This window comes from Micromonospora orduensis, from assembly GCF_006228125.1.
GTDB lineage: Bacteria > Actinomycetota > Actinomycetes > Mycobacteriales > Micromonosporaceae > Micromonospora > Micromonospora orduensis.
Genome location: NZ_VDFY01000067.1, coordinates 1 through 23077, shown reverse-complemented (window position 1 = coordinate 23077; position 23077 = coordinate 1). Strand labels below are relative to the sequence as shown.

General features: G+C 72.9%; 23 protein-coding genes and 1 pseudogene. 20 read left to right on the top strand and 4 right to left on the bottom strand.

Features of this window, described 5'->3' with window-relative positions; all coding sequences use genetic code 11:
* The 8 genes from FHG89_RS01580 to FHG89_RS01545 form a co-directional block, all read left to right on the top strand.
* The coding region (locus FHG89_RS01580) for a lipopolysaccharide biosynthesis protein (protein ID WP_139582172.1) at nucleotides 1-1563 on the top strand (1563 nt) is incomplete at its 5' end.
* A gap of 8 nt (nucleotides 1564-1571) precedes the next feature.
* Nucleotides 1572-2474 (top strand): sulfotransferase domain-containing protein, encoded by a 903-nt coding sequence (locus FHG89_RS01575; RefSeq protein ID WP_139582171.1) that lies wholly within the window; start codon nucleotides 1572-1574, stop codon nucleotides 2472-2474.
* The gene (locus FHG89_RS01570; protein WP_139582169.1) at nucleotides 2471-3733 is read left to right on the top strand and encodes a hypothetical protein; all 1263 of its coding nucleotides are present in this window, start codon (nucleotides 2471-2473) and stop codon (nucleotides 3731-3733) included. The genes FHG89_RS01575 and FHG89_RS01570 overlap by 4 nt, the downstream gene beginning before the upstream one ends.
* 215 nt (nucleotides 3734-3948) lie before the next feature.
* Entirely contained in the window at nucleotides 3949-4428 is a 480-nt protein-coding gene (locus FHG89_RS01565) for a UDP-N-acetylglucosamine--LPS N-acetylglucosamine transferase (protein WP_208760827.1), read from the top strand.
* Nucleotides 4425-5099, top strand: coding sequence for a glycosyltransferase (locus tag FHG89_RS01560; RefSeq protein WP_425280143.1), 675 nt, complete (start codon nucleotides 4425-4427; stop codon nucleotides 5097-5099). The genes FHG89_RS01565 and FHG89_RS01560 overlap by 4 nt, the downstream gene beginning before the upstream one ends.
* Nucleotides 5096-6016: a glycosyltransferase family 2 protein gene (locus tag FHG89_RS01555; RefSeq protein WP_139582168.1), complete on the top strand. Its 921-nt coding sequence runs from the start codon at nucleotides 5096-5098 to the stop codon at nucleotides 6014-6016. Before FHG89_RS01560 ends, FHG89_RS01555 begins: the two co-directional genes overlap by 4 nt.
* A gap of 100 nt (nucleotides 6017-6116) precedes the next feature.
* Complete coding sequence (gene aroC / locus FHG89_RS01550; protein ID WP_139582166.1) at nucleotides 6117-7295, top strand: chorismate synthase; 1179 nt, start codon at nucleotides 6117-6119, stop codon at nucleotides 7293-7295.
* Entirely contained in the window at nucleotides 7295-7798 is a 504-nt protein-coding gene (locus FHG89_RS01545) for a shikimate kinase (RefSeq protein ID WP_139582164.1), read from the top strand. The genes aroC and FHG89_RS01545 overlap by 1 nt, the downstream gene beginning before the upstream one ends.
* 49 nt (nucleotides 7799-7847) lie before the next feature.
* Here FHG89_RS01545 and FHG89_RS01540 read toward each other — a convergent pair whose 3' ends face one another.
* On the bottom strand, nucleotides 7848-8576 hold the full coding sequence (locus FHG89_RS01540) for an alpha/beta fold hydrolase (protein WP_139582163.1): 729 nt from the start codon (nucleotides 8574-8576) through the stop codon (nucleotides 7848-7850).
* Between the two features lie 79 nt (nucleotides 8577-8655).
* On the opposite strand from FHG89_RS01540, the gene FHG89_RS01535 reads away from it, so the two are divergent.
* Nucleotides 8656-9654, top strand: a complete 999-nt coding sequence (locus FHG89_RS01535; protein WP_139582161.1) for a helix-turn-helix transcriptional regulator — start codon at nucleotides 8656-8658, stop codon at nucleotides 9652-9654.
* Between the two features lie 17 nt (nucleotides 9655-9671).
* Nucleotides 9672-9797 (top strand): annotated as a pseudogene (locus FHG89_RS01530) (shikimate kinase); the annotation flags it as partial.
* Here the strand turns inward: FHG89_RS01530 and FHG89_RS01525 are convergent.
* Nucleotides 9787-10578 carry a cytochrome c oxidase assembly protein gene (locus FHG89_RS01525; RefSeq protein ID WP_139582159.1) on the bottom strand — a complete coding sequence of 264 codons (792 nt, stop codon included), beginning with the start codon at nucleotides 10576-10578 and terminating at the stop codon, nucleotides 9787-9789. The pseudogene FHG89_RS01530 and the gene FHG89_RS01525 sit on opposite strands and share 11 nt — an antisense overlap.
* Nucleotides 10575-11117 (bottom strand): DUF2243 domain-containing protein, encoded by a 543-nt coding sequence (locus tag FHG89_RS01520; RefSeq protein WP_139582157.1) that lies wholly within the window; start codon nucleotides 11115-11117, stop codon nucleotides 10575-10577. Before FHG89_RS01520 ends, FHG89_RS01525 begins: the two co-directional genes overlap by 4 nt.
* A 100-nt stretch (nucleotides 11118-11217) precedes the next feature.
* Between FHG89_RS01520 and aroB the strand changes: the two genes are divergently transcribed.
* The 4 genes from aroB to nusB all read left to right on the top strand — a co-directional run bounded on the left by aroB (nucleotide 11218) and on the right by nusB (nucleotide 13798).
* Nucleotides 11218-12297 (top strand): 3-dehydroquinate synthase, encoded by a 1080-nt coding sequence (gene aroB / locus FHG89_RS01515; protein WP_139582155.1) that lies wholly within the window; start codon nucleotides 11218-11220, stop codon nucleotides 12295-12297.
* Nucleotides 12294-12719, top strand: a complete 426-nt coding sequence (aroQ, locus tag FHG89_RS01510) for a type II 3-dehydroquinate dehydratase (protein ID WP_139582153.1) — start codon at nucleotides 12294-12296, stop codon at nucleotides 12717-12719. The genes aroB and aroQ overlap by 4 nt, the downstream gene beginning before the upstream one ends.
* A gap of 87 nt (nucleotides 12720-12806) precedes the next feature.
* Entirely contained in the window at nucleotides 12807-13364 is a 558-nt protein-coding gene (gene efp / locus FHG89_RS01505; protein WP_007458344.1) for an elongation factor P, read from the top strand.
* 23 nt (nucleotides 13365-13387) lie between these two features.
* A complete protein-coding gene (nusB, locus tag FHG89_RS01500; RefSeq protein ID WP_184188983.1) occupies nucleotides 13388-13798 on the top strand; it encodes a transcription antitermination factor NusB in 411 nt (136 codons plus the stop codon).
* A gap of 69 nt (nucleotides 13799-13867) precedes the next feature.
* On the opposite strand, the gene bldD is transcribed toward nusB, so the two are convergent.
* A complete protein-coding gene (gene bldD, locus FHG89_RS01495; RefSeq protein WP_007458348.1) occupies nucleotides 13868-14356 on the bottom strand; it encodes a transcriptional regulator BldD in 489 nt (162 codons plus the stop codon).
* Between the two features lie 290 nt (nucleotides 14357-14646).
* Here bldD and pyrR point away from each other — a divergent pair, with 290 nt between their 5' ends.
* The 6 genes from pyrR to FHG89_RS01465 are packed head-to-tail and all read left to right on the top strand — an operon-like array spanning nucleotide 14647 to nucleotide 23007.
* The gene (gene pyrR, locus FHG89_RS01490) at nucleotides 14647-15231 is read left to right on the top strand and encodes a bifunctional pyr operon transcriptional regulator/uracil phosphoribosyltransferase PyrR (protein ID WP_139582151.1); all 585 of its coding nucleotides are present in this window, start codon (nucleotides 14647-14649) and stop codon (nucleotides 15229-15231) included.
* Nucleotides 15228-16154, top strand: coding sequence for an aspartate carbamoyltransferase catalytic subunit (locus FHG89_RS01485; protein WP_139582149.1), 927 nt, complete (start codon nucleotides 15228-15230; stop codon nucleotides 16152-16154). The genes pyrR and FHG89_RS01485 overlap by 4 nt, the downstream gene beginning before the upstream one ends.
* Nucleotides 16151-17428 carry a dihydroorotase gene (locus tag FHG89_RS01480; protein WP_139582148.1) on the top strand — a complete coding sequence of 426 codons (1278 nt, stop codon included), beginning with the start codon at nucleotides 16151-16153 and terminating at the stop codon, nucleotides 17426-17428. Before FHG89_RS01485 ends, FHG89_RS01480 begins: the two co-directional genes overlap by 4 nt.
* Nucleotides 17425-18624: a glutamine-hydrolyzing carbamoyl-phosphate synthase small subunit gene (carA, locus tag FHG89_RS01475; protein ID WP_139582145.1), complete on the top strand. Its 1200-nt coding sequence runs from the start codon at nucleotides 17425-17427 to the stop codon at nucleotides 18622-18624. The genes FHG89_RS01480 and carA overlap by 4 nt, the downstream gene beginning before the upstream one ends.
* The gene (carB, locus tag FHG89_RS01470) at nucleotides 18617-21964 is read left to right on the top strand and encodes a carbamoyl-phosphate synthase large subunit (RefSeq protein ID WP_139582144.1); all 3348 of its coding nucleotides are present in this window, start codon (nucleotides 18617-18619) and stop codon (nucleotides 21962-21964) included. Before carA ends, carB begins: the two co-directional genes overlap by 8 nt.
* Nucleotides 21961-23007 (top strand): quinone-dependent dihydroorotate dehydrogenase, encoded by a 1047-nt coding sequence (locus tag FHG89_RS01465; RefSeq protein WP_139582142.1) that lies wholly within the window; start codon nucleotides 21961-21963, stop codon nucleotides 23005-23007. The genes carB and FHG89_RS01465 overlap by 4 nt, the downstream gene beginning before the upstream one ends.
* Nucleotides 23008-23077 lie beyond the last annotated feature (70 nt).

Sequence of the window (23077 nt, the reverse complement as noted above, 5' to 3'; positions counted from 1 at the left end):
CCGGCGACCACCGCGGGCGACGCCGGCGCGGCCGAGACCCGGCGCAGCGCGCGCAGCGGTGTGGCCGGGCTGCTCGGCGCGGCCACCAGCGGCCTGTTCGGCTTCGTGCTGGCCGTGGTGATCACCCGGGGGTACGGCACGGCCGGCGCTGGCGCGTTCTTCGCCGCGATCGGTGTGGTCACCGTGGCCACCGCCGTCTGCACCCTCGGCGCCGAGACGGGCCTCATGTGGGCGCTGCCGCGACGTCGTGCCGGCGCTCCGGGTGACGCGGCCCGGGTACTGCCGGTGGCGCTCGTCCCGCCGCTGCTGGCCGCCCTCGTGGTCGCCGCCGCCGGTGTCCTGGCCGCCGACGCGCTCGCCCCCCGGCTGCTGCGCGGCTCCGGCGCGGACGGCGGCGCGCTGCTCACAGTCACCTTCGCCGCCGTGCCGGTGGTGGTCGCCATGACCCTGCTGCTGGCCGCCCTGCGCTGCGTACGACCCATCCGGGCGTACGTGGGGGTGCAGTTCCTCCTGCTGCCGGTGGCCCGCCCGGCGCTGGTCGGCGCGGCCGCGCTGGCCGGCGGCGGCCTGCTCGCCGGCATGACCGGCTGGCTGGTGCCGGCGGCGCTGGCACTGCTGGCCTGTCTCATCCTGGTGGCCGGGCCGCTCGGGCTGGGCCGTGGGGCGGTGCTGCGGCCGAGGCGCACCGACTGGTCGACGTTCTGGCGTTTCGCGCTGCCCCGTGCCGCGTCGGCGGCCATCGACGCGGGCAGCATGTGGGTCGGCGTGCTGCTCACCTCGGTGCTGGCCGGCCCGGCCGACGCCGGGGTGTTCGGCGCGGTCGGCCGGTACGTGCTCGCCGGCCAGTTGGCCATGCAGGGGTTGCGGGTGGCGGTGTCACCGCAGTTGTCCCGCCTGCTCGGCCGTGGCGAGCGGGCCGCCGCCGCGGCCGTGCACCGGCAGTTGACGATCTGGGGGCTGGTGCTGTCCTGGCCGGTGTACCTGCTGCTCGCGGTGTTCGCGCTGGCGTTCCTTCACCTGTTCGGGCCGGAGTTCACCGCCGGCGTGCCGGCGATGACCGTGCTCGCGCTGGCGATGCTCGTGAACACCGGCGTGGGCAACGTGCAGAGCCTGCTGCTGATGGGCGGGCGCAGCGGCCTGCACCTGACGGCCACGCTGGCCGGGCTCACCGTGACCGTGTCGCTGGGCCTCTGGCTGATCCCCGGGCACGGCGCCACCGGCGCGGCGTTCGCGTGGGCCGCCGGCATCGCCACCGAGAACCTCACCGCCGCCCTCTTCGCCCGCACGGTGGTCCGGGAGCCGCTCGTCGACGCCGCGATGCTGCGGGCGGCGGCGGTGACGGTGGCGGGTGTCGGCGCGGCGGCCGCCGTCGGCGTCCTGGCCGGTGGGCGGGGTCTGCCCGGCCTGGCGGTGGCCCTGGGCGTGCTCGCGGCCGGTTGCGTCGGCTTGTTGACGTTGCCCCGGGTACGCGCCGGTATCCGGGTGACCATGAGACAGATTTCTGGACGGGATGACGCGGCCACGGCTGCCGGCCCCGACCCGGCATCGACGAAAGGCAGGTGAGGTCCGTCGTGGCGTCCATCCGTGACCGGATGAAGCAGCTGGTCCCGACCCAGGTCACCGTCCGGGTGAAAGAGTCCCTTGTGGACTACGGTGTCCGCACCAGCGACCGGCGGCCCCTGCCGGACTTCCTGATCATCGGCACCAAACGGGGTGGCACCACCTCCCTGTGGAACTACCTCATCCAGCACCCCCTCGTGCCCCGGCTCTTCCCGGCGTGGAACACGAAGTCGGCGCACTACTTCGAGGAGCACTGGGGGCGCGGCGAGGCCTGGTACCGCTCGCACTTCCCGACCCAGCGCCAGCGCGACGCCCTCGCCAGGCGGCACGGCGGGCCGGTCCGGGTCGGCGAAGCCGCACCGCTGTACATGTTCCACCCGCTCGCCGCGCAGCGGGTCGCCGCGCTCATGCCGACGGTGAAGCTGATCGTGCTCCTGCGCGACCCGGTGGAGCGGGCGTACTCGCACTGGAAGGAACGCCGTACGCACGGCATCGAGCCGCTGGACTTCGCCGCCGCGCTGGCCGCCGAACCGGAGCGGACGGCGGGGGAGCGGGAACGGCTGATCGCCGAACCGGAGTCGTTCAGCGAGGCGTACGACTGGTACACGTACCGGGCCCGGGGGCGGTACCTGGAGCACCTGGAGCCGTGGCTGGAGCGGTTCGACAGGTCGCAGATCCTCTTCCTGCCCAGCGAGGACCTGTACGGCGACGCACGGGCGACCTATCGGCGCACCCTGGATTTCCTCGGGCTGCCCGCGTACGACCTGCCGAACTTCAAGGTCTACAACGATCGGCGTTCGGCTCCTCTGGATCCGGCGGTGCGCGCCGAGCTGACCGACTACTACCGCCCGTACAACGACGCGTTGCGTCAGCGGTTGGGGCTGGACCTCGACTGGGCGGACCGGGCGGCGTGACGACACTTGTCGACCCGTCCACGGACCCCCGGTCGAGGGTGGACGGGCTGGGCTGGGTGAGCCGCGCCGTCTTCCCGGACGACCGGGTCGCCCTGCGCGTGGGCGGCGCCCCGCCGGCGGGTCACCGGGTGGTGGCCCGGTACGCGGTGGTGCCGTCGGTGGCCCGGGCGCGGTTCCTGGTGCCGTTGGGCGCGCCCCGGGCCGGGGCGGCGTCGCTGCTGGCGTACAACGCGTTGCGACCACCCAGGGTGCGTGCGCTGCGCGCGGTGCTGGGCGGGCTGGCCCGGTTCGGCGCGGTGGGGTTGGCGCCCTTTCCGACGATGAGCGTCTCGGTGCCGTCGGGTGTGGCCCCGGCCGAGCTGCTGCTGACCGAGCGGCTCGCCGCCGCGCTTGGCGGTACGCCGCTGCTGGCCGCCTGCGGTGTCCGCCCGCCGGACCCGAACGGCAAACCCACCCTGCAACTGTTCACGGCGGACGGTCGCCCGCGTGGCTACGCGAAGATCGGCTGGAACGACGCGACGCGGGCGCTTGTCACCGCCGAGGCGGCCGCCCTGCGGGCGGTGCGGGCCACGGCCGGTGTCGCCGACCATCCGGTGCCGCCGGGGCTGCTCACCGAGACGGCGTGGGCCGGCCAGGTGGTCGCGGTGATCGAGCCGCTGCCACCGGACGTCCGTGGTGTGCCGGTCGACGACCCGCCACGGATCGCGGCGCTGCTCGCGGTCGCCCGTCGTGGAGGCCCCGCCGGTACGCCCCGACCCCTGGCCTCCTCGCCGTTCCTGAACCGGCTGGCCGCGCAGGCCGACCGGGCGGCGGACGCCGTGCCGGCCGGCGCGCGGGCCGTCGACGCGGTGGCCGCGCTGGGCCGCCGGCACGGTGACACCGCCGTCGAGTTCGGTCACTGGCACGGTGACTGGGTGCCGTGGAACCTGGGTCGGCACGCCGGCCGGCTCGTCGCCTGGGACTGGGAGCACAGCGCGCCGGACGTACCTGTCGGGTTCGACCTGGCCCACGACGCCTTCCAACGGGCGCTGGTGCTGCGCGGCGAGCCGGCGGCGGTGGCCGCGGCGGCCGTCGACGGGCACCTGGAGCGCCACGGCGAGCGGCTCGGCCTCGGCTCCGCGCAGCGCCGGCTGGTGGCCGACGCGTACCTGGTGGAGATGTGGCTGCGGACCTGGCGGTTGGCGGACGCGGGGGCGGGCTGGAACGCCGCGCTGCATCCCGCACTGCTGGACGTCATCGAGAAACGACATAGCGGTTGATCCGGCGAAACCGGCGGGCAGCCGACGTGTCGCAGAGTGACGGCAAACTAGCAGGTCGTGATAATTGTCGATGGATCTCGGGGCGTCGACGCCCCGCGGATTCCCAGGTGGACATCGCTGGCCCGCCCGGTCGCGCTGCTCAACGAACCGGGAAACCTGTGATCTGCTTCTGCATGGCGTAGACCGAAATTCCAAGCGAACTTGTGGGGAGTCGCGTGGACGTGAACAACGACGAGTCCGAGCCGCCCGTGCTGCTGCTGGTCAGTTCCAGCGGTGGACATCTGGCCCAACTGCTCGCCCTGCGGTCCTGGTACGAGAAGCTGCCACGCTGCTGGGTCACCTTCGACACCCCGGAGGCGGTGTCGCTGCTGGCCGGCGAGGACCTGGTGCCCGCCTACCACCCGACCACCCGCAACATACCGAACCTGCTGCGCAACGCGCTGCTGGCCTGGCGCGTACTGCGGCGTCGGCGGGTCGCCGCGGTGATCACCACCGGCGCCGGCGTGGCAGTGCCGTTCGTGGTGCTGGCCCGGCTGCGGCGCATCCCGACCGTCTACATCGAGGTGTACGACCGGATCGACACCGCGACGCTTACCGCCCGGCTGTGCCGGCCGTTTTTGTCCGCGATGCTCGTGCAGTGGGACGAGCAGCGGCGGCAGTATCCCGAGGCCACCGTCGTGGGGACGCTGCTGTGAGCGGGGAGATCGACACCAGCCCACGTCCGCGACCGCCCCGGTCGGCCACCGAACCGGCCCGGTTGCCCCGCCAGCGCGACACCGCGCCCACCGGGCAGACCCGGCTGCTGGTCGCGGTCGGCACCGACAAGCACCCCTTCGACCGGCTCGTCGACTGGCTGGCGCAGTGGCACGCCGACGTCAACGACGCGGTCGGGCTGACCGTCCAGCACGGGCACACGAAGGCGCCCGGGCTGCCCGGCGCCGTGCCGTTCCTCGGGCACGACGCCCTCCAGCAGGAGATGGCCGACGCCGACCTGGTGGTCTGCCACGGTGGGCCGGCCACCATCCTGGAGGCACGCCGGCACGGTCACCTGCCGATCGTGGTGCCCCGCGACCCGGGTCGCGGCGAGCACGTCGACGACCATCAGCAGCTCTTCGCCCGCCGGCTCGGCGCCGCCGGGCTGGTGGCGCTCTGCGAGACCCGCGAGCAGCTGCACGAGGCGCTGGCCGCCGGGTTGGCCGACGCCTCCCGGTTCGCGGTGGCCGCCGACCCCGACGCCCACGAGGCGCGCCGCGTCGCGGTGGCGCGGGTCGGGCAGATCGTGGAGGACCTGGTGGCCCGCGCGGCCCGACGCCCGCCACGGTGGCGGGCCTGGGCACGACCCGACCGGACGGAGGGACGACGATGACCGCGCCGCCGAGCGTCAGCGTGGTGGTGCCCACCCGGGACCGCCCCGAGCTGCTGCGCGCCGCCATCCGGGCGATCCTGGCCCAGGAGTACCCCGGCCCGATCGAGGTCGTGGTGGTGTTCGACCAGTCCACCCCCGACGGGTCACTTGCCGAACTCGCCGGCCCGGACCGGGCGGTACGGGTGATCCGCAACAGCCGCACGCCGGGGCTGGCCGGCGCGCGCAACAGCGGCACCCTCGCCGCCGAGGGGCAGCTCGTCGCGTTCTGCGACGACGACGACGAGTGGCTGCCCGGCAAGGTGGCCGCCCAGGTCGACGCGTTGACCGCCGACCCGGCCGCCGAGTTCGTCTGCTGCGGCATCCGGGTCAGCTACGAGGGGAACACCGTCGACCGGGTGCTCGACAAGGACCGGATCACCCTGGAGGACCTCCTGCGGGACCGGATGACCGAGCTGCACCCGTCCACCTTCCTGATCCGCGCCTCCGCGCTGCGCGACGGCTTCGGCCTCGTCGACGAGGAGATCCCGGGCAGCTACGCGGAGGACTACGAGTTCCTGCTGCGGGCCGCGCGCAGCGCCCCGCTGATCAACCTGCGTACGCCCTCGGTGCTGGTCCGTTGGCACAAGCGCTCCTACTTCGCGCAGCGGTGGGACACGATCTCCGAGGCGTTGCAGTGGCTGCTGCAGCGCTACCCGGAGTTCGCCGGCCAGCCGGCCGGCGAGGCCCGCGTGACCGGGCAGATCGCGTTCGCCCGGGCGGCCTCCGGCGACCGGCGGGGGGCGGTGCGCTGGGCCCGGCGCACGCTGCGCAGCAACCCGCGCGAGCCGCGCGCCTACCTGGCGCTCGCGGTGGCCGGCCGGGTGGTCGGCGCGGACACGGTGCTGCGCACCCTGCACAAGCGCGGTCGGGGGATCTGAGCTGCCGCCGGCGCCTGGCCGACCGGGCGCCGGCGTCCGCTGGGCGGGACGCGGCGGGCAGCGCACCGGGCCGGTGGCGGGCCGTGACAGACTGATCGCTGTGTTGCGCTGGTTGACTGCAGGTGAATCGCACGGTCCCGCCCTCGTCGCGCTGCTGGAGGGGGTGCCGGCCGGCATCGAGGTGACCACCACCGAGATCGCCGATGACCTGGCCCGCCGCCGGCTCGGCTACGGCCGGGGCGCCCGGATGTCGTTCGAGCGGGACGAGGTCGAGGTGCTCGGCGGCCTGCGGCACGGCGTCACCCTGGGCAGCCCGGTCGCCATCCGGGTGGGCAACTCCGAGTGGCCGAAGTGGCAGACGGTGATGGCCGCCGACCCCGTCGACCCCGACGAGCTGGCCCGCCAGGCCCGCAACGCCCCGCTGACCCGTCCCCGGCCGGGCCACGCCGACCTGGCCGGCATGCAGAAGTACGGCCACACCGACGCCCGCCCGATCCTGGAACGCGCCAGCGCCCGGGAGACCGCCGCCCGGGTCGCCGTCGGCGCGGTCGCCAAGGCGCTGCTCCGTCAGGCACTCGGCATCGAGATCGTCTCGCACGTCGTCGAGCTGGGCCCGGTGGCCGCGAAGCCCGGGCTGCGCCCGACCCCGGCCGACGCCGCCCGCATCGACGCCGACCCGCTGCGCTGCCTCGACCCGGACGCCAGCGCCCTGATGGTCGCCGAGGTGGACGCCGCGAAGAAGGGCGCCGACACCCTCGGCGGCGTGGTCGAGGTCCTGGCGTACGGGGTGCCGCCGGGCCTGGGCAGCCACGTGCAGTGGGACCGCAAGCTCGACGCCCGGCTGGCCACCGCGCTGATGTCCATCCAGGCGATCAAGGGTGTGGAGATCGGCGACGGTTGGCAGCAGGCCCGCTCCCGGGGCTCCGAGGCGCACGATGAGATCATCCCGTCGGCGACAGGCGTCCGACGGGTCACCGACCGCGCCGGCGGGCTGGAGGGCGGCATCACCACCGGCGAGCCGCTGCGGGTCCGCGCCGCCATGAAGCCGATCTCGTCGCTGAACCGGGCCCTGGCCACCGTGGACGTCACCACCGGCGAGCCGGCCACCGCGATCAACCAGCGCTCGGACGTCTGCGCGGTGCCCGCCGCCGCGGTCGTCGCCGAGGCGATGGTGGCGCTGGTGCTCGCCGAGGCGGCCACCGAGAAGTTCGGCGGGGACTCGATCACCGAGATCCGCCGCAACCTGGCCGGCTACCTCGACGCGCTGGTCATCCGCTGATGGCGCCGGTTGTCGTCCTGGTCGGCGCGCCGGGCTGCGGCAAGACCACGGTCGGGCAGGCGCTCGCGGCCACCCTCGGGGTGGAGTTCCGCGACACCGACGCCGACATCGAGCAGATGGCCGGCAAGCCCATCCCGGAGATCTTCATCGACGAGGGTGAGGCGCACTTCCGTACCCTGGAGCGGGCCGCCGTGGCGGCGGCGCTCGCCGCCGGCACGGGCGTGCTCGCCCTCGGCGGCGGCGCGGTCCTGGCCGAGGAGACCCGCGCCGCCCTGGTGGGCCACCGGGTGGTGCACCTGTCCGTGGAGCTGCCCGACGCCGTGAAGCGGGTCGGGCTCGGCGCCGGCCGGCCGCTGCTGGCGATCAACCCGCGGGCCACCCTCAAACACCTGCTGGACCAGCGCCGGCCGCTCTACGCGGAGGTGGCCACCGAGACGGTGACCACCGACGGTCGGCCTCCGACGGCGATCGTCGCCGAGATCGCCGCTCTGCTGCCCCGCTGACAACGGCCGGCCGCTGATGCTGTCCCAGCCTCGGGCAGCGACGTAGAGCTCAGCCTCGGGCGGCTGCGTCGAGCACGTCGACCAGGGCCTTTGGTTCGCTGAGCATCGGCCAGTGCCCGGTTCGCAGCTCGAACAGCTGGCCATCGGCCAGCCCGGTGAAGAACGGGTGTCCCTCGCCGATCATCTGCCGCACCACAGCCAGCGGGAAGGTGCTGGCGACCAGCGCGGTCGGGACCGGGCGACCGCCGGTGCGCCGTACCAGGTCGGTGGCGGCCCGCAGCGGCTGTGGGGTGGCCCGGGCGCGGAGCAGCGCCAGCATCGGCTCGTCCAGGCCAGCCAGGTTGGTCGGATCGGCGGCCGGGTCGAAGGCCGGAGGCGGCAGCAGATGGCCGTCGCCGATCGCGGCACGAAGGCGTGCCTGCTCCTCCGGCGGCACGGTGTCGAACTGCCCGAAGCCGTCCGGCAGCGGCCCGCTCTCCACATACACCACCCGGGCGATCCGGTCCGGAATGCGGTCCGCCGCTTGGGCGACCGGCATGCCGCCGCCGGAGTGCCCCACCAGCAGCACCTCCCACAGGTCCTCGACCTCGATCAGCCGCACGATGTCGGTGGTGTGCGTGTCCAGGCCGACCTCCGGCCCGGCGAGGTGGTCGCGCTCGGCCACCCCGGTCAGTGTCATCGGATAGACGTCGTGCCCCAGCGACCGCAGCGCGGCGGTCACGTCCCGCCACGCCCAGGCGCCCAGCCAGAACCCCGGTACCAGCACGAATGTCGCCATTTGTTGCTCCTTCTCTCGGTTACCGACCGACCGTACGATCGAATGCGGACAGAATCCGCCCGGTTGAAAGGAGTGGTCTGTGTCACATCCAGCCGGCCGGGTGCTGGCCCTACTCGAACTGCTGCAGACCCGGCACCGGTCGACGGCCGCCGAACTCGCCGGTCACCTCGGAGTGGACGAGCGGACCGTGCGTCGTTACGCGACCACGTTGGTCGAGTTGGGCGTCCCGGTCACCGCCGACCGGGGCCGCTACGGCGGCTACCGGCTGCACCCCGGGTTCAAGTTGCCGCCGCTGATGCTCACCGACGACGAGGCGGTGGCCGTGCTGCTCGGCCTGGTCGTCGCCGAACAGGTCGGCCTCTCGACTGAACAGCCGGCCACCGCGACCGCGCTGGCAAAGATCCGCCGGGTGCTCCCGGCGGCGCTCGCCGACCGGCTTGCCGCCGTACAGGAACACCTCGGCTTCACCCTGCGTCGCCGGGAGCCGGAGCGCGGCCCGACGTCGGGCACCCTGCTCACCCTGGCCTCGGCGGCCCGGCACCGGCGGCGGGTGGCGCTGGACTACCGCTCCTGGCGGGGCGAGCAGTCGCACCGGGAGCTCGACCCGTACGGGCTGGTCTTCCACTCCGGCCGATGGTATGTCACCGGCCACGACCACCGGCGGGGGGAGGTCCGCACCTTCCGACTGGACCGGATCGACGCTGTGGCACCCGGCGCGGCGACGTTCACCGTGCCGGACGGCTTCGAGGCGGTGGCCTGGGTGACCCGGTCCCTGGCCGGCGTGCCGTACACGCACGAGGTGGAGGTGCTGCTGGAGACCGACCTGGTCGGCGCCCAGCGCCGCATCCCGCCCAGCGTGGCCGAGTTGACCGCCACCACCGACGGCGTGCTGCTGCGAGCCCGGGCGGAGAGCCTGCCCGGTATGGCGGCGCTGCTCGCCGGGCTGGGTTGTCCCTTCACCGTGCGACAACCGGACGCGCTGCGCGCCGCCGTGGCCGAGCACGCGCGCCTGCTGGCGGAGTGGGCCGCTCGGCCAGCAGGTGGGCAGACGCCGTCGCCGCGCCGCCCGCTGGACTAGACTGCCGACGATCGACCACCCTCAAGCACCTGCTGGACCAGCGCCGCCCGCTCTACGCCCAGGTGGCGACCGCGACCGTGGTCACCGACGGGCGCACCCCGAAGGAGCTGGCAGCCGAGATCGCCGCGCTGCTCAAGCCCTGACCGGCGCGGGCCGGGCGGCCGGGCGGCGCCGGGTGGCCGGCTCCGGTCGCCAGGTGGCGAGCAGGGCGAGCGCGAGGGCGATCTCGGCCAGGTCGCCGAGGTAGTACATGAGCGTGGCGCCGGCCCGCAGCTCCGCGCCGGTGGCCGGTACGTCGACGAGGACGCCGGCGTAGAGCAGCTGGGCGATCGTGGCGTGCGCGGCGACCCCGACCCCGAGCACCAGCAGCCGGACCGGCACCCGGGGGCGGTGGGGGCCCGGGTCCGGCCCGGCGATCGACCAGGCGAAGAGGTAGCCACTGAGCAGGAAGTGTGCCTGCACCAGCGTGTGCAGGAGCGGATCGTCCAGCGCCGCCCGGTAGAGCGGGGTCAGGTAGAGCAGCCACAGGCCGCCCGCGGTGAGCAGCAGACCGGTCGCCGGGTGGCCGAGCACGCGCGCGACCGGGTGCCGGAGCAGGTGGACCAGGGTGCGCCCGGCGCGCCGGTCCAGGGTGCGCAGCACCAGCGTGACCGGCGCGCCGAGGACCAGTGCCAGCGGCGCGAACATACCGATCAGCAGGTGCTGCCACATGTGCCCGACGAAGTCGCCGGCGGGCCAGAGCAGGCCGGCCGCCACCAGCAACGTGCCCAGCCCGAAACTCGCCGTCCGTCCGTGCGCCCAGCCCGGCCCGCCGGGGTCCCGTAACCGCAACGCCGCGGCCAGGTAGGCCCAGAACAGTGCCACCGGAACCAACGCGGTCGCCGGGAATCCGCCGGCGGCGTGCCTGGCGTGGGCGAGACTCACCGGCGCTCCGGCGCGCAGAGGTCGACGGCGTCGGCCCTGCGCTGAATTGCCCAGCCGATCGCGATCAGGACCACGCCGAGGGCAAGGAAGCCGAGGTCCCACCAGGTCTGGTGCGGGCCGGTGCGGACGTGGTGGATACCGAGCAGATGGTGATCGATGATCCCCTCGACCAGGTTGAACAGCCCCCATCCGACCAGGACCCAGCCCCAGAGCATCGGCGAGCGCCAGAGCCGGCCCCGGGAGTGGGTGACCCGGGCGTAGAGCAGGGCGAGCCCGGTCAGCACCGCAACCCAGGTGACCACGTGGAAGAGGCCATCCCACACGGTGTTCATCTGCAGCCCCGGCACCGTGTCGACCGGGTAGTCCTTGATCCCCACGTGGTCAGCGTTGGTGCTGCTGAGCATGTGGTGCCACTGAAAGACCTGGTGCAGGAAGATGCCGTCGACGAAGCCGCCCAGCCCGATGCCGAGGATCGTGGCGGGGAGCCGGATGCTCGTCCCGTTCTCCGATCGCGCCAGGTGCGATGTTCTGGTGCTCATGTGGCCGCCCTACCCGGTTGGCGGCCGGACAAACATTCCGTCCGATCACGGATTGGACAGTCGCCGCGCCGGGGCCGGGCGCTGGACTAGGCTGCCGGCGATGGACGAGGTGACCCGGATCCCGGTCGGCGGCGAACGGCCGTACGACGTGCTGGTGGGACGCGACCTGCTGGGCGCGCTGCCCGGCCTGCTGCCCGGCGCGGGTCGGGCGGCGGTGCTGCACGCGCCCCCGCTCAAGGCTCTGGCGGACGCGCTCGGCGCGCGGCTGCGCGCGGCCGGCGTCGAGCCGCTGCCGATCGAGGTGCCCGACGCCGAGTCGGGCAAGCAGATCGACGTGGCCGCCACCTGCTGGGACCGGCTCGGTGCGGCGGGCTTCACCCGTACCGACGCGGTGGTCGGCGTGGGCGGCGGCGCGGTGACCGACCTGGCCGGTTTCGTCGCGGCCTGCTGGCTGCGCGGCGTGCGCTGGGTGCCGGTCGCCACCTCGCTGCTGGGCATGGTGGACGCGGCCGTGGGTGGCAAGACGGGCATCAACACGGCCGCCGGCAAGAACCTGGTCGGCGCGTTCCACCCGCCGGTCGGGGTGCTGGCCGACCTGGCCACCCTGGACAGCCTGCCCGCGGTCGACCTGACGGCCGGGCTCGCCGAGGTGGTCAAGTGCGGGTTCATCGCCGACCCGGTGATCCTGGACCTGATCGAGGGTGACCCGGCGGCCGCCACCGACCCGCGGGGGCCGGTGAGCCGGGAGCTGATCGAGCGGGCGATCCGGGTCAAGGCCGACGTGGTCGCCGGTGACCTGCGCGAGTCGGGCCTGCGGGAGGTGCTCAACTACGGGCACACCCTCGCGCACGCCATCGAGCAGAACGAGGGCTACCGCTGGCGGCACGGCCACGCCGTCTCCGTCGGCCTGGTGTACGCCGCCGCGCTGGCCCGGCTCGCCGGCCGGCTCGACGCGCCGACCGCCGACCGGCACCGCGACACGCTGACCGCGCTCGGTCTGCCGGTGAGCTACCCGGCCGACGCCTGGGAGCGACTGCTGGCCGTCATGCGGGTGGACAAGAAGGCCCGGGGCAGCCAGCTGCGGTTCGTGGTGCTGGACGGGCTGGCCCGCCCGGCGATGCTCCAGGGCCCGGACGACGCGCTGCTGGAGGCCGCCTACCGGGAGGTGGTGGCGGCGTGAGGGTTTACGTGCTGAACGGGCCGAACCTGGGCCGGCTGGGCACCCGGGAGCCGGCGGTGTACGGCTCGACCAGCTACGCCGATCTCGTGGCGCTCTGCGAGGACACCGGCCGGGAGTTGGGGTTGGACGTGACGGTCCGGCAGACCGACGCCGAACACGAACTGCTCGGCTGGCTGCACGCCGCGGCCGACGAGGAAGCCGCGGTGGTGCTGAACCCGGCCGCCTGGTCGCACTACTCGTACGCGGTGCGGGACGCCTGCGCCATGCTGCGCGGGCCGCTGGTGGAGGTGCACCTGTCCAACATCCACGCCCGCGAGGAGTTCCGGCACCATTCGGTGGTCTCCGCGGTGGCGACAGGGGTGATCTGCGGTCTCGGCATTGACGGTTATCGTCTCGCGCTGCGTCATCTGGCAGCCCGCTGAAGGGCCGCCCCGAGCGGGGGGCGGGCCGATTCGACGCAGCTAGTAGACTCGTAGGGTCTGTCCGCCAATTGATGATCAAGGCAGGAAATGGCCTCCACCAACGACCTCAAAAACGGCCTGGTACTCAACCTTGACGGCGAGCTCTGGGCCGTCGTCGAGTTCCAGCACGTCAAGCCCGGTAAGGGTGGTGCCTTCGTGCGCACCACGCTGAAGAACGTGCTGTCCGGCAAGGTGGTCGACAAGACCTTCAACGCGGGCACCAAGGTCGAGACCGCGACCGTGGACAAGCGCACGATGCAGTACCTGTACGCCGACGGCGAGGACTTCGTCTTCATGGATCTGGAGACCTTCGACCAGATCACCGTTCCTGGCGGCACCGTCGGTGAGGCAGCCAACTACCTGCTGCCCGAGGCGGAGGCGACCGTCGCCCAGCACGAGGGTGTGCCGCTCTACATCGAGCTGCCCACCAGCGTCGTGCTGGAGGTCACCTACACCGAGCCCGGCCTTCAGGGCGACCGCTCGACCGGCGGCACCAAGCCGGCGACCGTGGAGACCGGTGCCACCGTGCCGGTTCCGCTGTTCATCACCACCGGCGAGAAGATCAAGGTCGACACCCGCGACGGCCGTTACCTCGGCCGCGCCTGATGGCCGAGGGTTCCAAGCAGCAGATGCCGGCGCGCCGCAAGGCGCGCAAGCGGGCGCTGGATGTCCTCTACGAGGCCGACCTGCGGGACAAGCCTCCGGTGGAGGTGCTGGCCGGTTACGTGCAGCGGATCGAGCAGCCCCGACCGGAGCACCTCGGCTACGCCGTCGGCCTGGTCGAGGGTGTCGCCGAGCACCTCAACCGGATCGACGAACTGATCGCCAGCTACGCCGAGGGGTGGACCCTGGAGCGGATGCCTGTCGTCGACCGCAACCTGGCCCGGATCGCCGTGTACGAGCTGCTCTACGTCGACGAGATCGACGACGCGGTGGCGATCAGCGAGGCCGTGGAGCTGGCCCGGCAGATGTCGACAGACGACTCGCCGCGCTTCCTCAACGGGGTGCTCGGCCGGATCGCCGAGTACGCCACCCGCTGAGGTCACGCAATCGCAGCACCGAAAGGGCCCGTGCCGTCCGGCACGGGCCCTTTCGGGTGAAGCGACAGCTCAGGAGGCGAAGAACGCCCGGGGGTCGGCCACCAGCACGCCGTGCTCGGTGAGCCGCTCGATCAGACCCGACGGCGAGGCGTCGTAGACGATCGCGAGCGCCCGCAGGTCGTCGGCGCGGATGGAGAGCACCCGACCGTTGTAGTCACCGCGCTGCTGCTGGATCGCGCGGGCGTAGCGGGCCACGTAGGCCAGGTCCTCGGAGGCCTCGTCGTAGAGCCGCTCCAGGTCCAGGACGATCTTGCTGGTGGGCTCGTGACGGACACCACTGCCGTCGGGCAGCAGCTCCGAGACGGGGACACGGTAGAACTCGGCCAGCTCGGCCAGACGGGACACCGTCACGGCCCGGTCGCCGCGCTCGTACGAGCCGACCACCACGGCCTTCCACCGCCCGTTCGACTTCTCCTCCACGCCCTGCAGGGACAGACCCTGCTGCTGGCGGATGGAGCGCAGGCGGGCGCCCAGAGACTTGGCGTATTCAGAGGGCATTCGGACACTCCCAGTGCTGCTCGGGGTTCTCCCGTCGATCGCTACGGAGCGTGACGGTACGGGGATTGCGACACCTGGTCAAGTGGTCGTGACCTTACCGTTGGGGAGCACCGGGGGAGTTATCCCCATTTCGTCGACCTGATCCGGTGGTCAGTGGCCGCCGACCATCGGCCCGGTGACCACTGGTAACGTGGCGTGAAGCCCCGGCCCAGGTCCGCTCCCGCGGTCCGGCCGGAGGTGCCCGACATCCTTTAACGACCCGTCCCGTGAGGCGGGGAAGGAGGTCCGCCGTGGCGTACCCACCGGCTGCCCGCTCGTCACCACCGCGACAACCCTCGGTGAAGGTGATCCTCGCCAGCGCCGACGTGCAACGCGTGGTCGACCGCATCGCCCACCAGATCCTGGAGAAGACCCAGGGCGCCGCCGACACCGTGCTGCTGGGGATTCCCACCCGGGGCGCACCCCTCGCGCGGCGGCTCGCCTCCCGGATCAGCACCTTCGAGGACGTCGCCGTCCCGGTCGGTGTGCTCGACATCACCCTCTACCGCGACGACCTGCGTCGCCACGCCACCCGCGCGGTCGGCCCGACCCAGGTGCCCAGCGGGGGCATCGACGGCAAGCGGGTCATCCTCGTCGACGACGTCCTCTTCTCCGGCCGCACCGTCCGGGCCGCGCTCGACGCGCTCAACGACGTCGGTCGCCCGGCGTCCGTACAGCTCGCCGTCCTGGTCGACCGCGGGCACCGGGAGCTGCCGATCCGCGCCGACTACGTCGGCAAGAACATTCCGACCTCGCTCGCCGAGAGCGTGAAGGTGACGCTCGTCGAGACCGACGGGACGGACGAGGTCAAGTTGTACGGGGGTACCACCTCATGATCAGGCACCTGCTCTCCGGCGCCGACCTGGACGCCGACACCGCCACCGAGATCCTGGACACCGCCGCCGAGATGGCCACGGTGGCCGGCCGGGAGATCAAGAAGCTGCCCGCACTGCGCGGCCGTACGGTGGTGAACCTCTTCTACGAGGACTCGACCCGTACCCGGATCTCCTTCGAGGCTGCGGCGAAGCGACTCAGCGCCGATGTGATCAACTTTTCCGCGAAGGGGTCAAGCGTCACCAAGGGCGAGAGCCTGAAGGACACCGCGCTGACCCTGCAGGCCATGGGCGCCGACGCGGTGGTCGTCCGGCACCCGGCCTCCGGAGCGCCGCACCGCCTCGCGAACTGGGTGGACGGGTCGGTGGTCAACGCCGGCGACGGCACTCACGAGCACCCCACCCAGGCGCTGCTCGACGCGTACACCATGCGGGCCCGGCTGGGCCGACTGGCCGGCCTGTCGGTCGCGGTCGTCGGCGACGTGCTGCACTCCCGGGTGGCCCGCTCCAACGTCCTGCTGCTGTCCACCCTCGGCGCCAAGGTCACCCTGGTCGGCCCGCCCACCCTCATCCCGGTGGACATCGCGGCGGCGCTCGCCCCCGGCACCGACGTCTCCTACGACCTCGACTCGGTGCTGCCGAACGTCGACGTGGTGATGATGCTGCGGGTCCAGCGGGAACGGATGAACGACTCCTACTTCCCCTCCGCGCGCGAGTACGCCCGCCGCTACGGCCTGGACGGCCCGCGCATGCGCCGGCTGCCCGAGCACGCGATCGTCATGCACCCCGGCCCGATGAACCGCGGGATGGAGATCACCCCCGAGGTGGCCGACTCACCCCGATCCACAATCGTCGAACAGGTCACCAACGGGGTCTCCGTGCGGATGGCTGTTCTGTACCTGCTGCTCGGAGGGAACAACAGGTGACCGCGTACCTGATCGCCAACGTGAGCGTCGTCGGCGCCGCGCCGACCGACCTGCTGATCCGCGACGGCGTCGTCGCCGAGGTCGGCCCCGACCTGTCCGCGTCGGACGCCACAGTCGTCGACGGCACCGGGCTGGTCGCCCTGCCCGGCCTCGTCGACCTGCACACCCACCTGCGCGAGCCCGGCCGCGAGGACGCCGAGACCGTCGAATCCGGATCCCGCGCGGCGGCGCTGGGCGGCTACACGGCGGTCTGCGCGATGGCGAACACCTCGCCGGTCGCCGACACCGCGGGCGTGGTCGAGCAGGTCTGGCGGCTCGGCCGCGAGGCCGGACTGGTGGACGTGCAGCCGATCGGCGCGGTCACCGTCGGGCTGGCCGGCGAGCGCCTCGCCGAGCTCGGCGCGATGGCCGACTCCGCGGCCCGGGTGCGGATCTTCTCCGACGACGGGCACTGCGTCGCCGACCCGAAGCTGATGCGCCGCGCCCTGGAGTACGTCAAGGCGTTCGACGGGATCATCGCCCAGCACGCCGAGGAGCCCCGGCTCACCGAGGGCGCCCAGATGCACGAGGGTGAGGTCTCCACCCGGCTCGGGCTGATCGGCTGGCCGGCCGTCGCCGAGGAGGCGATCATCGCCCGGGACGTGCTGCTCGCCGAGCACGTGGGCAGCCGACTGCACGTCTGCCACGTCTCCACCGCCGGCAGCGTCGAGGTGCTGCGCCAGGCCAAGGCCCGTGGCGTACGCGTCACCGCCGAGGTGACCCCGCACCACCTGCTGCTCACCGACGAGCGCGCGCAGACGTACGACCCCGTCTTCAAGGTCAACCCGCCGCTGCGGACGGCCGCGGACATCGCCGCGCTGCGCGCCGCGCTCGCCGACGGCGTGATCGACGTCATCGCCACCGACCACGCCCCGCACGCCGTGGAGGACAAGGAGTGCGAGTGGGCGTACGCCCGCCCGGGGATGCTCGGTCTGGAGACGGCCCTCTCCATCGCGCTGGACGTGCTCGGCCCCGAGTGGGACCTGATCGCCGAGCGGATGTCGCGTACCCCCGCCCGGATCGCCGGGCTCACCGGGCACGGCGTCGACCCGGCACCCGGTGTGCCGGCCAACCTGACCCTGATCGACCCGGCCGCCCGCCGCACCATCGAGCCGGCGGAGCTGGCCAGTCGCAGTCGCAACACCCCGTACGCCCGCATGACGCTGCCAGGTCGCATCGTGGCGACCTTCCTGCGCGGCGAGCCGACGGTCCTGGACGGAAAGGCAGTCAAGTGACCCGCAGACGTTCCGCGATCCTCGTCCTCGAGGACGGGCGCACGTTCCCCGGTGAGGCGTACGGCAGCGTCGGTGAGACCTTCGGCGAGGCGGTCTTCAACACCGGCATGACCGGATACCAGGAGACGCTGACCGATCCGTCCTACCACCGGCAGGTGGTGGTGCAGACCGCGCCGCACATCGGCAACACAGGCGTCAACGGCGAGGACGACGAGTCCGGCCGGATCTGGGTGGCGGGTTACGTCGTCCGGGACCCGGCCCGGATCGGCTCGAACTGGCGGGCCACCGGCTCCCTGGAGGACCGGCTCGCCACCGAGGGCGTGGTCGGCATCAGTGGGGTGGACACCCGGGCGCTGACCCGGCACCTGCGCGAGCGGGGCGCCATGCGGGTCGGCATCTCCAGTGTGGACACCGACCCGCAGAGCCTGCTGGCCCGGGTCCGTCAGGCACCGCAGATGGTCGGCGCGGACCTGTCCGCCGAGGTGACCACCGCCCAGCCGTACGTCGTCGAGGCCCTCGGCGAGCACCGGTTCACCGTGGCGGCGCTCGACCTGGGCATCAAGCGCAACGTGCCGCGCCGGCTCGCCGCGCGCGGGGTGACCACCCATGTCCTGCCGGCCGGGTCGAGCATCGACGACCTGCTCGCCACCGGCGCGGACGCGGTCTTCTTCTCGCCCGGTCCGGGTGACCCGGGGACCGCCGACGGGCCGGTGGCGCTGGCCCGGGAGGTGCTGACCCGGCGGATCCCGCTGTTCGGCATCTGCTTCGGCAGCCAGATCCTCGGCCGGGCGCTGGGCTTCGGCACCTACAAGCTCGGCTACGGCCACCGGGGCATCAACCAGCCGGTGCTCGACCGGGCCACCGGCAAGGTCGAGGTGACCAGCCACAACCACGGCTTCGCGGTGCAGGTGCCCGGCGCGGGGTCCGGCGCGGTCGTCCCCGACCAGGTGATCGACACCGAGTTCGGTGGCGTGCGGGTGTCCCACGTCTGCCTCAATGACAACGTGGTCGAGGGGCTGCGGGCCGTTGACGTGCCCGCGTTCACCGTGCAGTACCACCCGGAGGCGGCGGCCGGCCCGCACGACGCGGACTACCTCTTCGACCGGTTCGCCGAGTTGATCGAGGGCGCTGGCGCCCCCGACGGGCAGCAGAGCGACGGCCGGACCCACAGCAGCAGGGGGCGCAGCAATGCCTAAGCGGACCGATCTCAAGCACATCCTCGTGATCGGCTCCGGGCCGATCGTCATCGGGCAGGCCTGCGAGTTCGACTACTCCGGCACCCAGGCCTGCCGGGTGCTGCGCAGCGAGGGGATCCGGGTCAGCCTGGTCAACTCCAACCCGGCGACGATCATGACGGATCCGGAGTTCGCCGACGCCACCTACGTCGAGCCGATCACCCCGGAGTTCGTGGAGCTGGTCATCGCCAAGGAGCGCCCGGACGCGATCCTCGCGACCCTCGGCGGGCAGACCGCGCTGAACACGGCCGTCGCCCTGCACGAGGGCGGCGTCCTGGAGAAGTACGGCGTCGAGCTGATCGGCGCGAACATCGACGCCATCAACCGGGGCGAGGACCGCCAGCTGTTCAAGGACATCGTGGCGAAGGCCGGGGTCCGCCTGGGTGTCGACGACCCGACCGGCCTGGTGCCCCGCTCCCGGGTGTGCCACTCGATGGAGGAGGTCGAGGCCACCGTCGCCGAGCTGGGCCTGCCGGTGGTGATCCGGCCGTCGTTCACCATGGGCGGGCTGGGCTCCGGCATGGCGCACACCCCGGAGGACCTGGCCCGCATCGCCGGTGACGGCCTGTCCGCCAGCCCGGTGCACGAGGTCCTCATCGAGGAGAGCGTGCTCGGCTGGAAGGAGTACGAGCTCGAGCTGATGCGCGACCGGCACGACAACGTCGTGGTGGTCTGCTCGATCGAGAACATCGACCCGATGGGCGTGCACACCGGCGACAGCGTCACCGTGGCCCCCGCCATGACGCTCACCGACCGGGAGTACCAGCGCCTGCGTGACCTGGGCATCGCCGTGCTGCGCGAGGTCGGCGTGGACACCGGCGGCTGCAACATCCAGTTCGCGGTCAACCCGGTCGACGGCCGGATCGTCGTGATCGAGATGAACCCCCGGGTGTCGCGCTCCTCGGCACTGGCCTCCAAGGCGACCGGCTTCCCGATCGCGAAGATCGCCGCCAAGCTGGCCATCGGCTACACCCTCGACGAGATCCCCAACGACATCACGTTGAAGACCCCGGCGGCGTTCGAGCCGACCCTCGACTACGTGGTCGTGAAGATCCCCCGGTTCGCGTTCGAGAAGTTCCCCGGAGCGGACCCGGAGCTGACCACCACGATGAAGTCGGTGGGCGAGGCCATGAGCCTCGGGCGTAACTTCACCGAGGCGCTGAACAAGGCGATGCGCTCGATGGAGACGAAGTCGGCCGGTTTCTGGACCGTGCCGGACCCGGCGGGCGTCACGCTCGCGGACACCCTCGCCGCGCTGCGCATCCCGCACGACGGCCGGCTCTACACCGTCGAGCGGGCGCTGCGCCTCGGCGCGTCGATCGCCGAGGTCGCCGAGGCGTCCGGCGGGATCGACGCCTGGTTCCTGGATCAGATCGTCGCGCTGATCGAGCTGCGCACCGAGATCGTGGACGCCCCGGTGCTCGACGTCGACCTGCTGCGCCGGGCCAAGCGGGCCGGCCTGTCCGACCGGCAGCTCGCCGCGCTGCGCCCGGAGCTGGCCGCCGAGGACGGCGTCCGCACCCTGCGACACCGCCTCGACGTACGCCCGGTCTACAAGACGGTGGACACCTGCGCGGCCGAGTTCGAGGCGACCACCCCGTACCACTACTCGTCGTACGACTCGGAGACCGAAGTCGTGCCGTCGGACCGGCCGAAGGTGCTGATCCTGGGCTCCGGGCCGAACCGGATCGGCCAGGGCATCGAGTTCGACTACTCCTGTGTGCACGCGGTGCAGGCGCTGCGGGCGGCCGGCTACGAGACCGTGATGGTCAACTGCAACCCGGAGACGGTCTCCACCGACTACGACACCGCCGACCGGCTCTACTTCGAGCCGCTGACCTTCGAGGACGTGCTGGAGGCCTGGCACGCGGAGGACTCGTCCGGCCGGGCGGCCGGCGGTCCGGGCGTGGTCGGGGTGGTCGTGCAGCTCGGCGGGCAGACCCCGCTGGGGTTGGCGCAGCGGCTCAAGAACGCCGGCGTACCGGTGGTCGGCACCTCCCCGGAGTCGATCCACCTCGCCGAGGAGCGGGGCGCGTTCGGCGCGGTGCTGGCCCGGGCCGGGCTGCGCGCTCCGGCGCACGGCATGGCCACGTCGTACGACGAGGCCAAGGCGATCGCCGACGAGATCGGCTACCCGGTTCTGGTCCGGCCGTCGTACGTGCTGGGCGGGCGGGGCATGGAGATCGTCTACGACGACCCGACGCTGCGCGACTACATTGGGCGGGCCACCGACATCTCCCCGGACCACCCGGTGCTCGTGGACCGGTTCCTCGACGACGCCATCGAGATCGACGTGGACGCGCTGTGCGACGCCGACGGCGAGGTCTACATCGGCGGCGTGATGGAGCACATCGAGGAGGCCGGCATCCACTCCGGCGACTCGTCCTGCGCGCTGCCGCCGATCACCCTCGCGGGCTCGCACCTGGCCGAGGTGCGCCGCTACACCGAGGCCATCGCCCGGGGCGTCGGTGTCCGCGGGCTGCTCAACGTGCAGTACGCGCTCAAGGACGACGTGCTCTACGTCCTGGAGGCCAACCCGCGTGCGTCGCGGACTGTCCCGTTCGTCTCCAAGGCCACGGCGGTGCCGCTGGCCAAGGCGGCGGCCCGGATCGCGCTCGGCGCGAGCATCGCCGAGCTGCGCGCCGAGGGTCTGTTGCCGGCTACCGGGGACGGGGGGACGATGCCCGCCGACGCGCCGATCGCGGTCAAGGAGGCGGTGCTGCCGTTCAAGCGCTTCCGTACCCGGGCGGGCAAGGGGATCGACTCGCTGCTGGGGCCGGAGATGAAGTCGACAGGCGAGGTGATGGGCATCGACACCAACTTCGGGCACGCCTTCGCCAAGAGCCAGTCGGCCGCGTACGGGTCGCTGCCGACCGCCGGGAAGATCTTCGTCTCGGTGGCCAACCGGGACAAGCGCGGCATGATCTTCCCGATCAAGCGGCTGGCCGATCTGGGCTTCGAGATCGTGGCGACCGCCGGCACGGCCGAGGTGCTGCGCCGGCACGGCATCGCCTGCGAGCAGATCCGTAAGCACTACCAGGCCGGCGAGGGCGACGACGCGGTGTCGCTGATCCTCGGCGGCGACGTGGCGCTGGTGATCAACACCCCGCAGGGCTCGGGTGCCAGTGCCCGCTCCGACGGCTACGAGATCCGCAGCGCGGCCGTCACCGCGGACATTCCGTGCATCACCACGGTCCCCGGGGCCGCCGCGGCCGTGATGGGCATTGAGGCGCGCATCCGCGGCGACATGCAGGTTCGTCCCCTGCAGGACCTGCACGCCACCCTCCGGGCCGCCCAGTGACCCTGTTCGAGCAGGTGGTGCGACCCGGGTTGTTCCGACTGGGTGGCGGGGACGCCGAGACCGCGCACGAGTGGACACTGCGGCGGTTGACCGCGCTGTCCCGGCGTCCGGTGGCCCTCGCCGCCCTGCGGGCCCGTTACGCGGTCCAGGCGCCGCGCACGGTGTTCGGCGTGCGGTTTCCCAACCCGGTCGGGTTGGCCGCCGGCATGGACAAGGACGGCGCCGCGCTGCCGGCCTGGCCGGCACTCGGCTTCGGCTTCGTCGAGGTCGGGACGGTCACCGCGCACGCCCAACCGGGCAATCCCCGGCCCCGGCTGTTCCGGCTGCCGGAAAGCGAGGCGGTGATCAACCGGATGGGCTTCAACAACGCCGGCGCCGCCGCGCTGGCCGCCCGGCTGGCGGCGCTGCCGCGCCCGATCGGGGTGCCGCTGGGCATTTCGCTGGGCAAGTCCAAGGTGACCCCGCTGGATGAGGCGGTCGAGGACTACCTCGCCTCGTACCGGGCGTTGCGCGCCCACGGCGACTACTTCGCGGTCAACGTCTCCTCGCCGAACACCCCGGGTCTGCGGTCCCTCCAGGACCGCGCGCACCTGGATGCGCTGCTCGCCGCGCTGGTGGGGGAGAAGCCGGTGCTCGTCAAGATCGCCCCTGATCTGACCGAGGCGGCGATCGCCGAGCTGCTGGAGGTCTGCCTGGAGCGGGGCGCGGCCGGGGTGATCGCCACCAACACCACACTGGCCCGTGCCGGGCTGGCCACGGTGGACGCCGAACGGGGCGCCGAGGCCGGCGGTCTCTCCGGCCGGCCACTGACCGCGCGGGCCCGCGACGTGGTCGCGTTCGTGCACTCCGAGACCGGTGGCCGCTTGCCGATCATCGGGGTCGGCGGGGTGCTGGACCCGGACGACGCGGCGCGGATGTTCGACGCCGGGGCGGCCCTGGTGCAGCTCTACACCGGCTTCATCTACCGGGGTCCGGCCCTGGTGCGGGCAGCCGCCCGCGCGACGGCCACGGCGGCGGCACCGGACCCGGTCGCCGGCCGGTGACCGCCCCCGGCACGGTGCTGGCCCGGCGCAATCGGTCGCCGAGCCCGCTCCGCGCCGAGGACCCACCCCC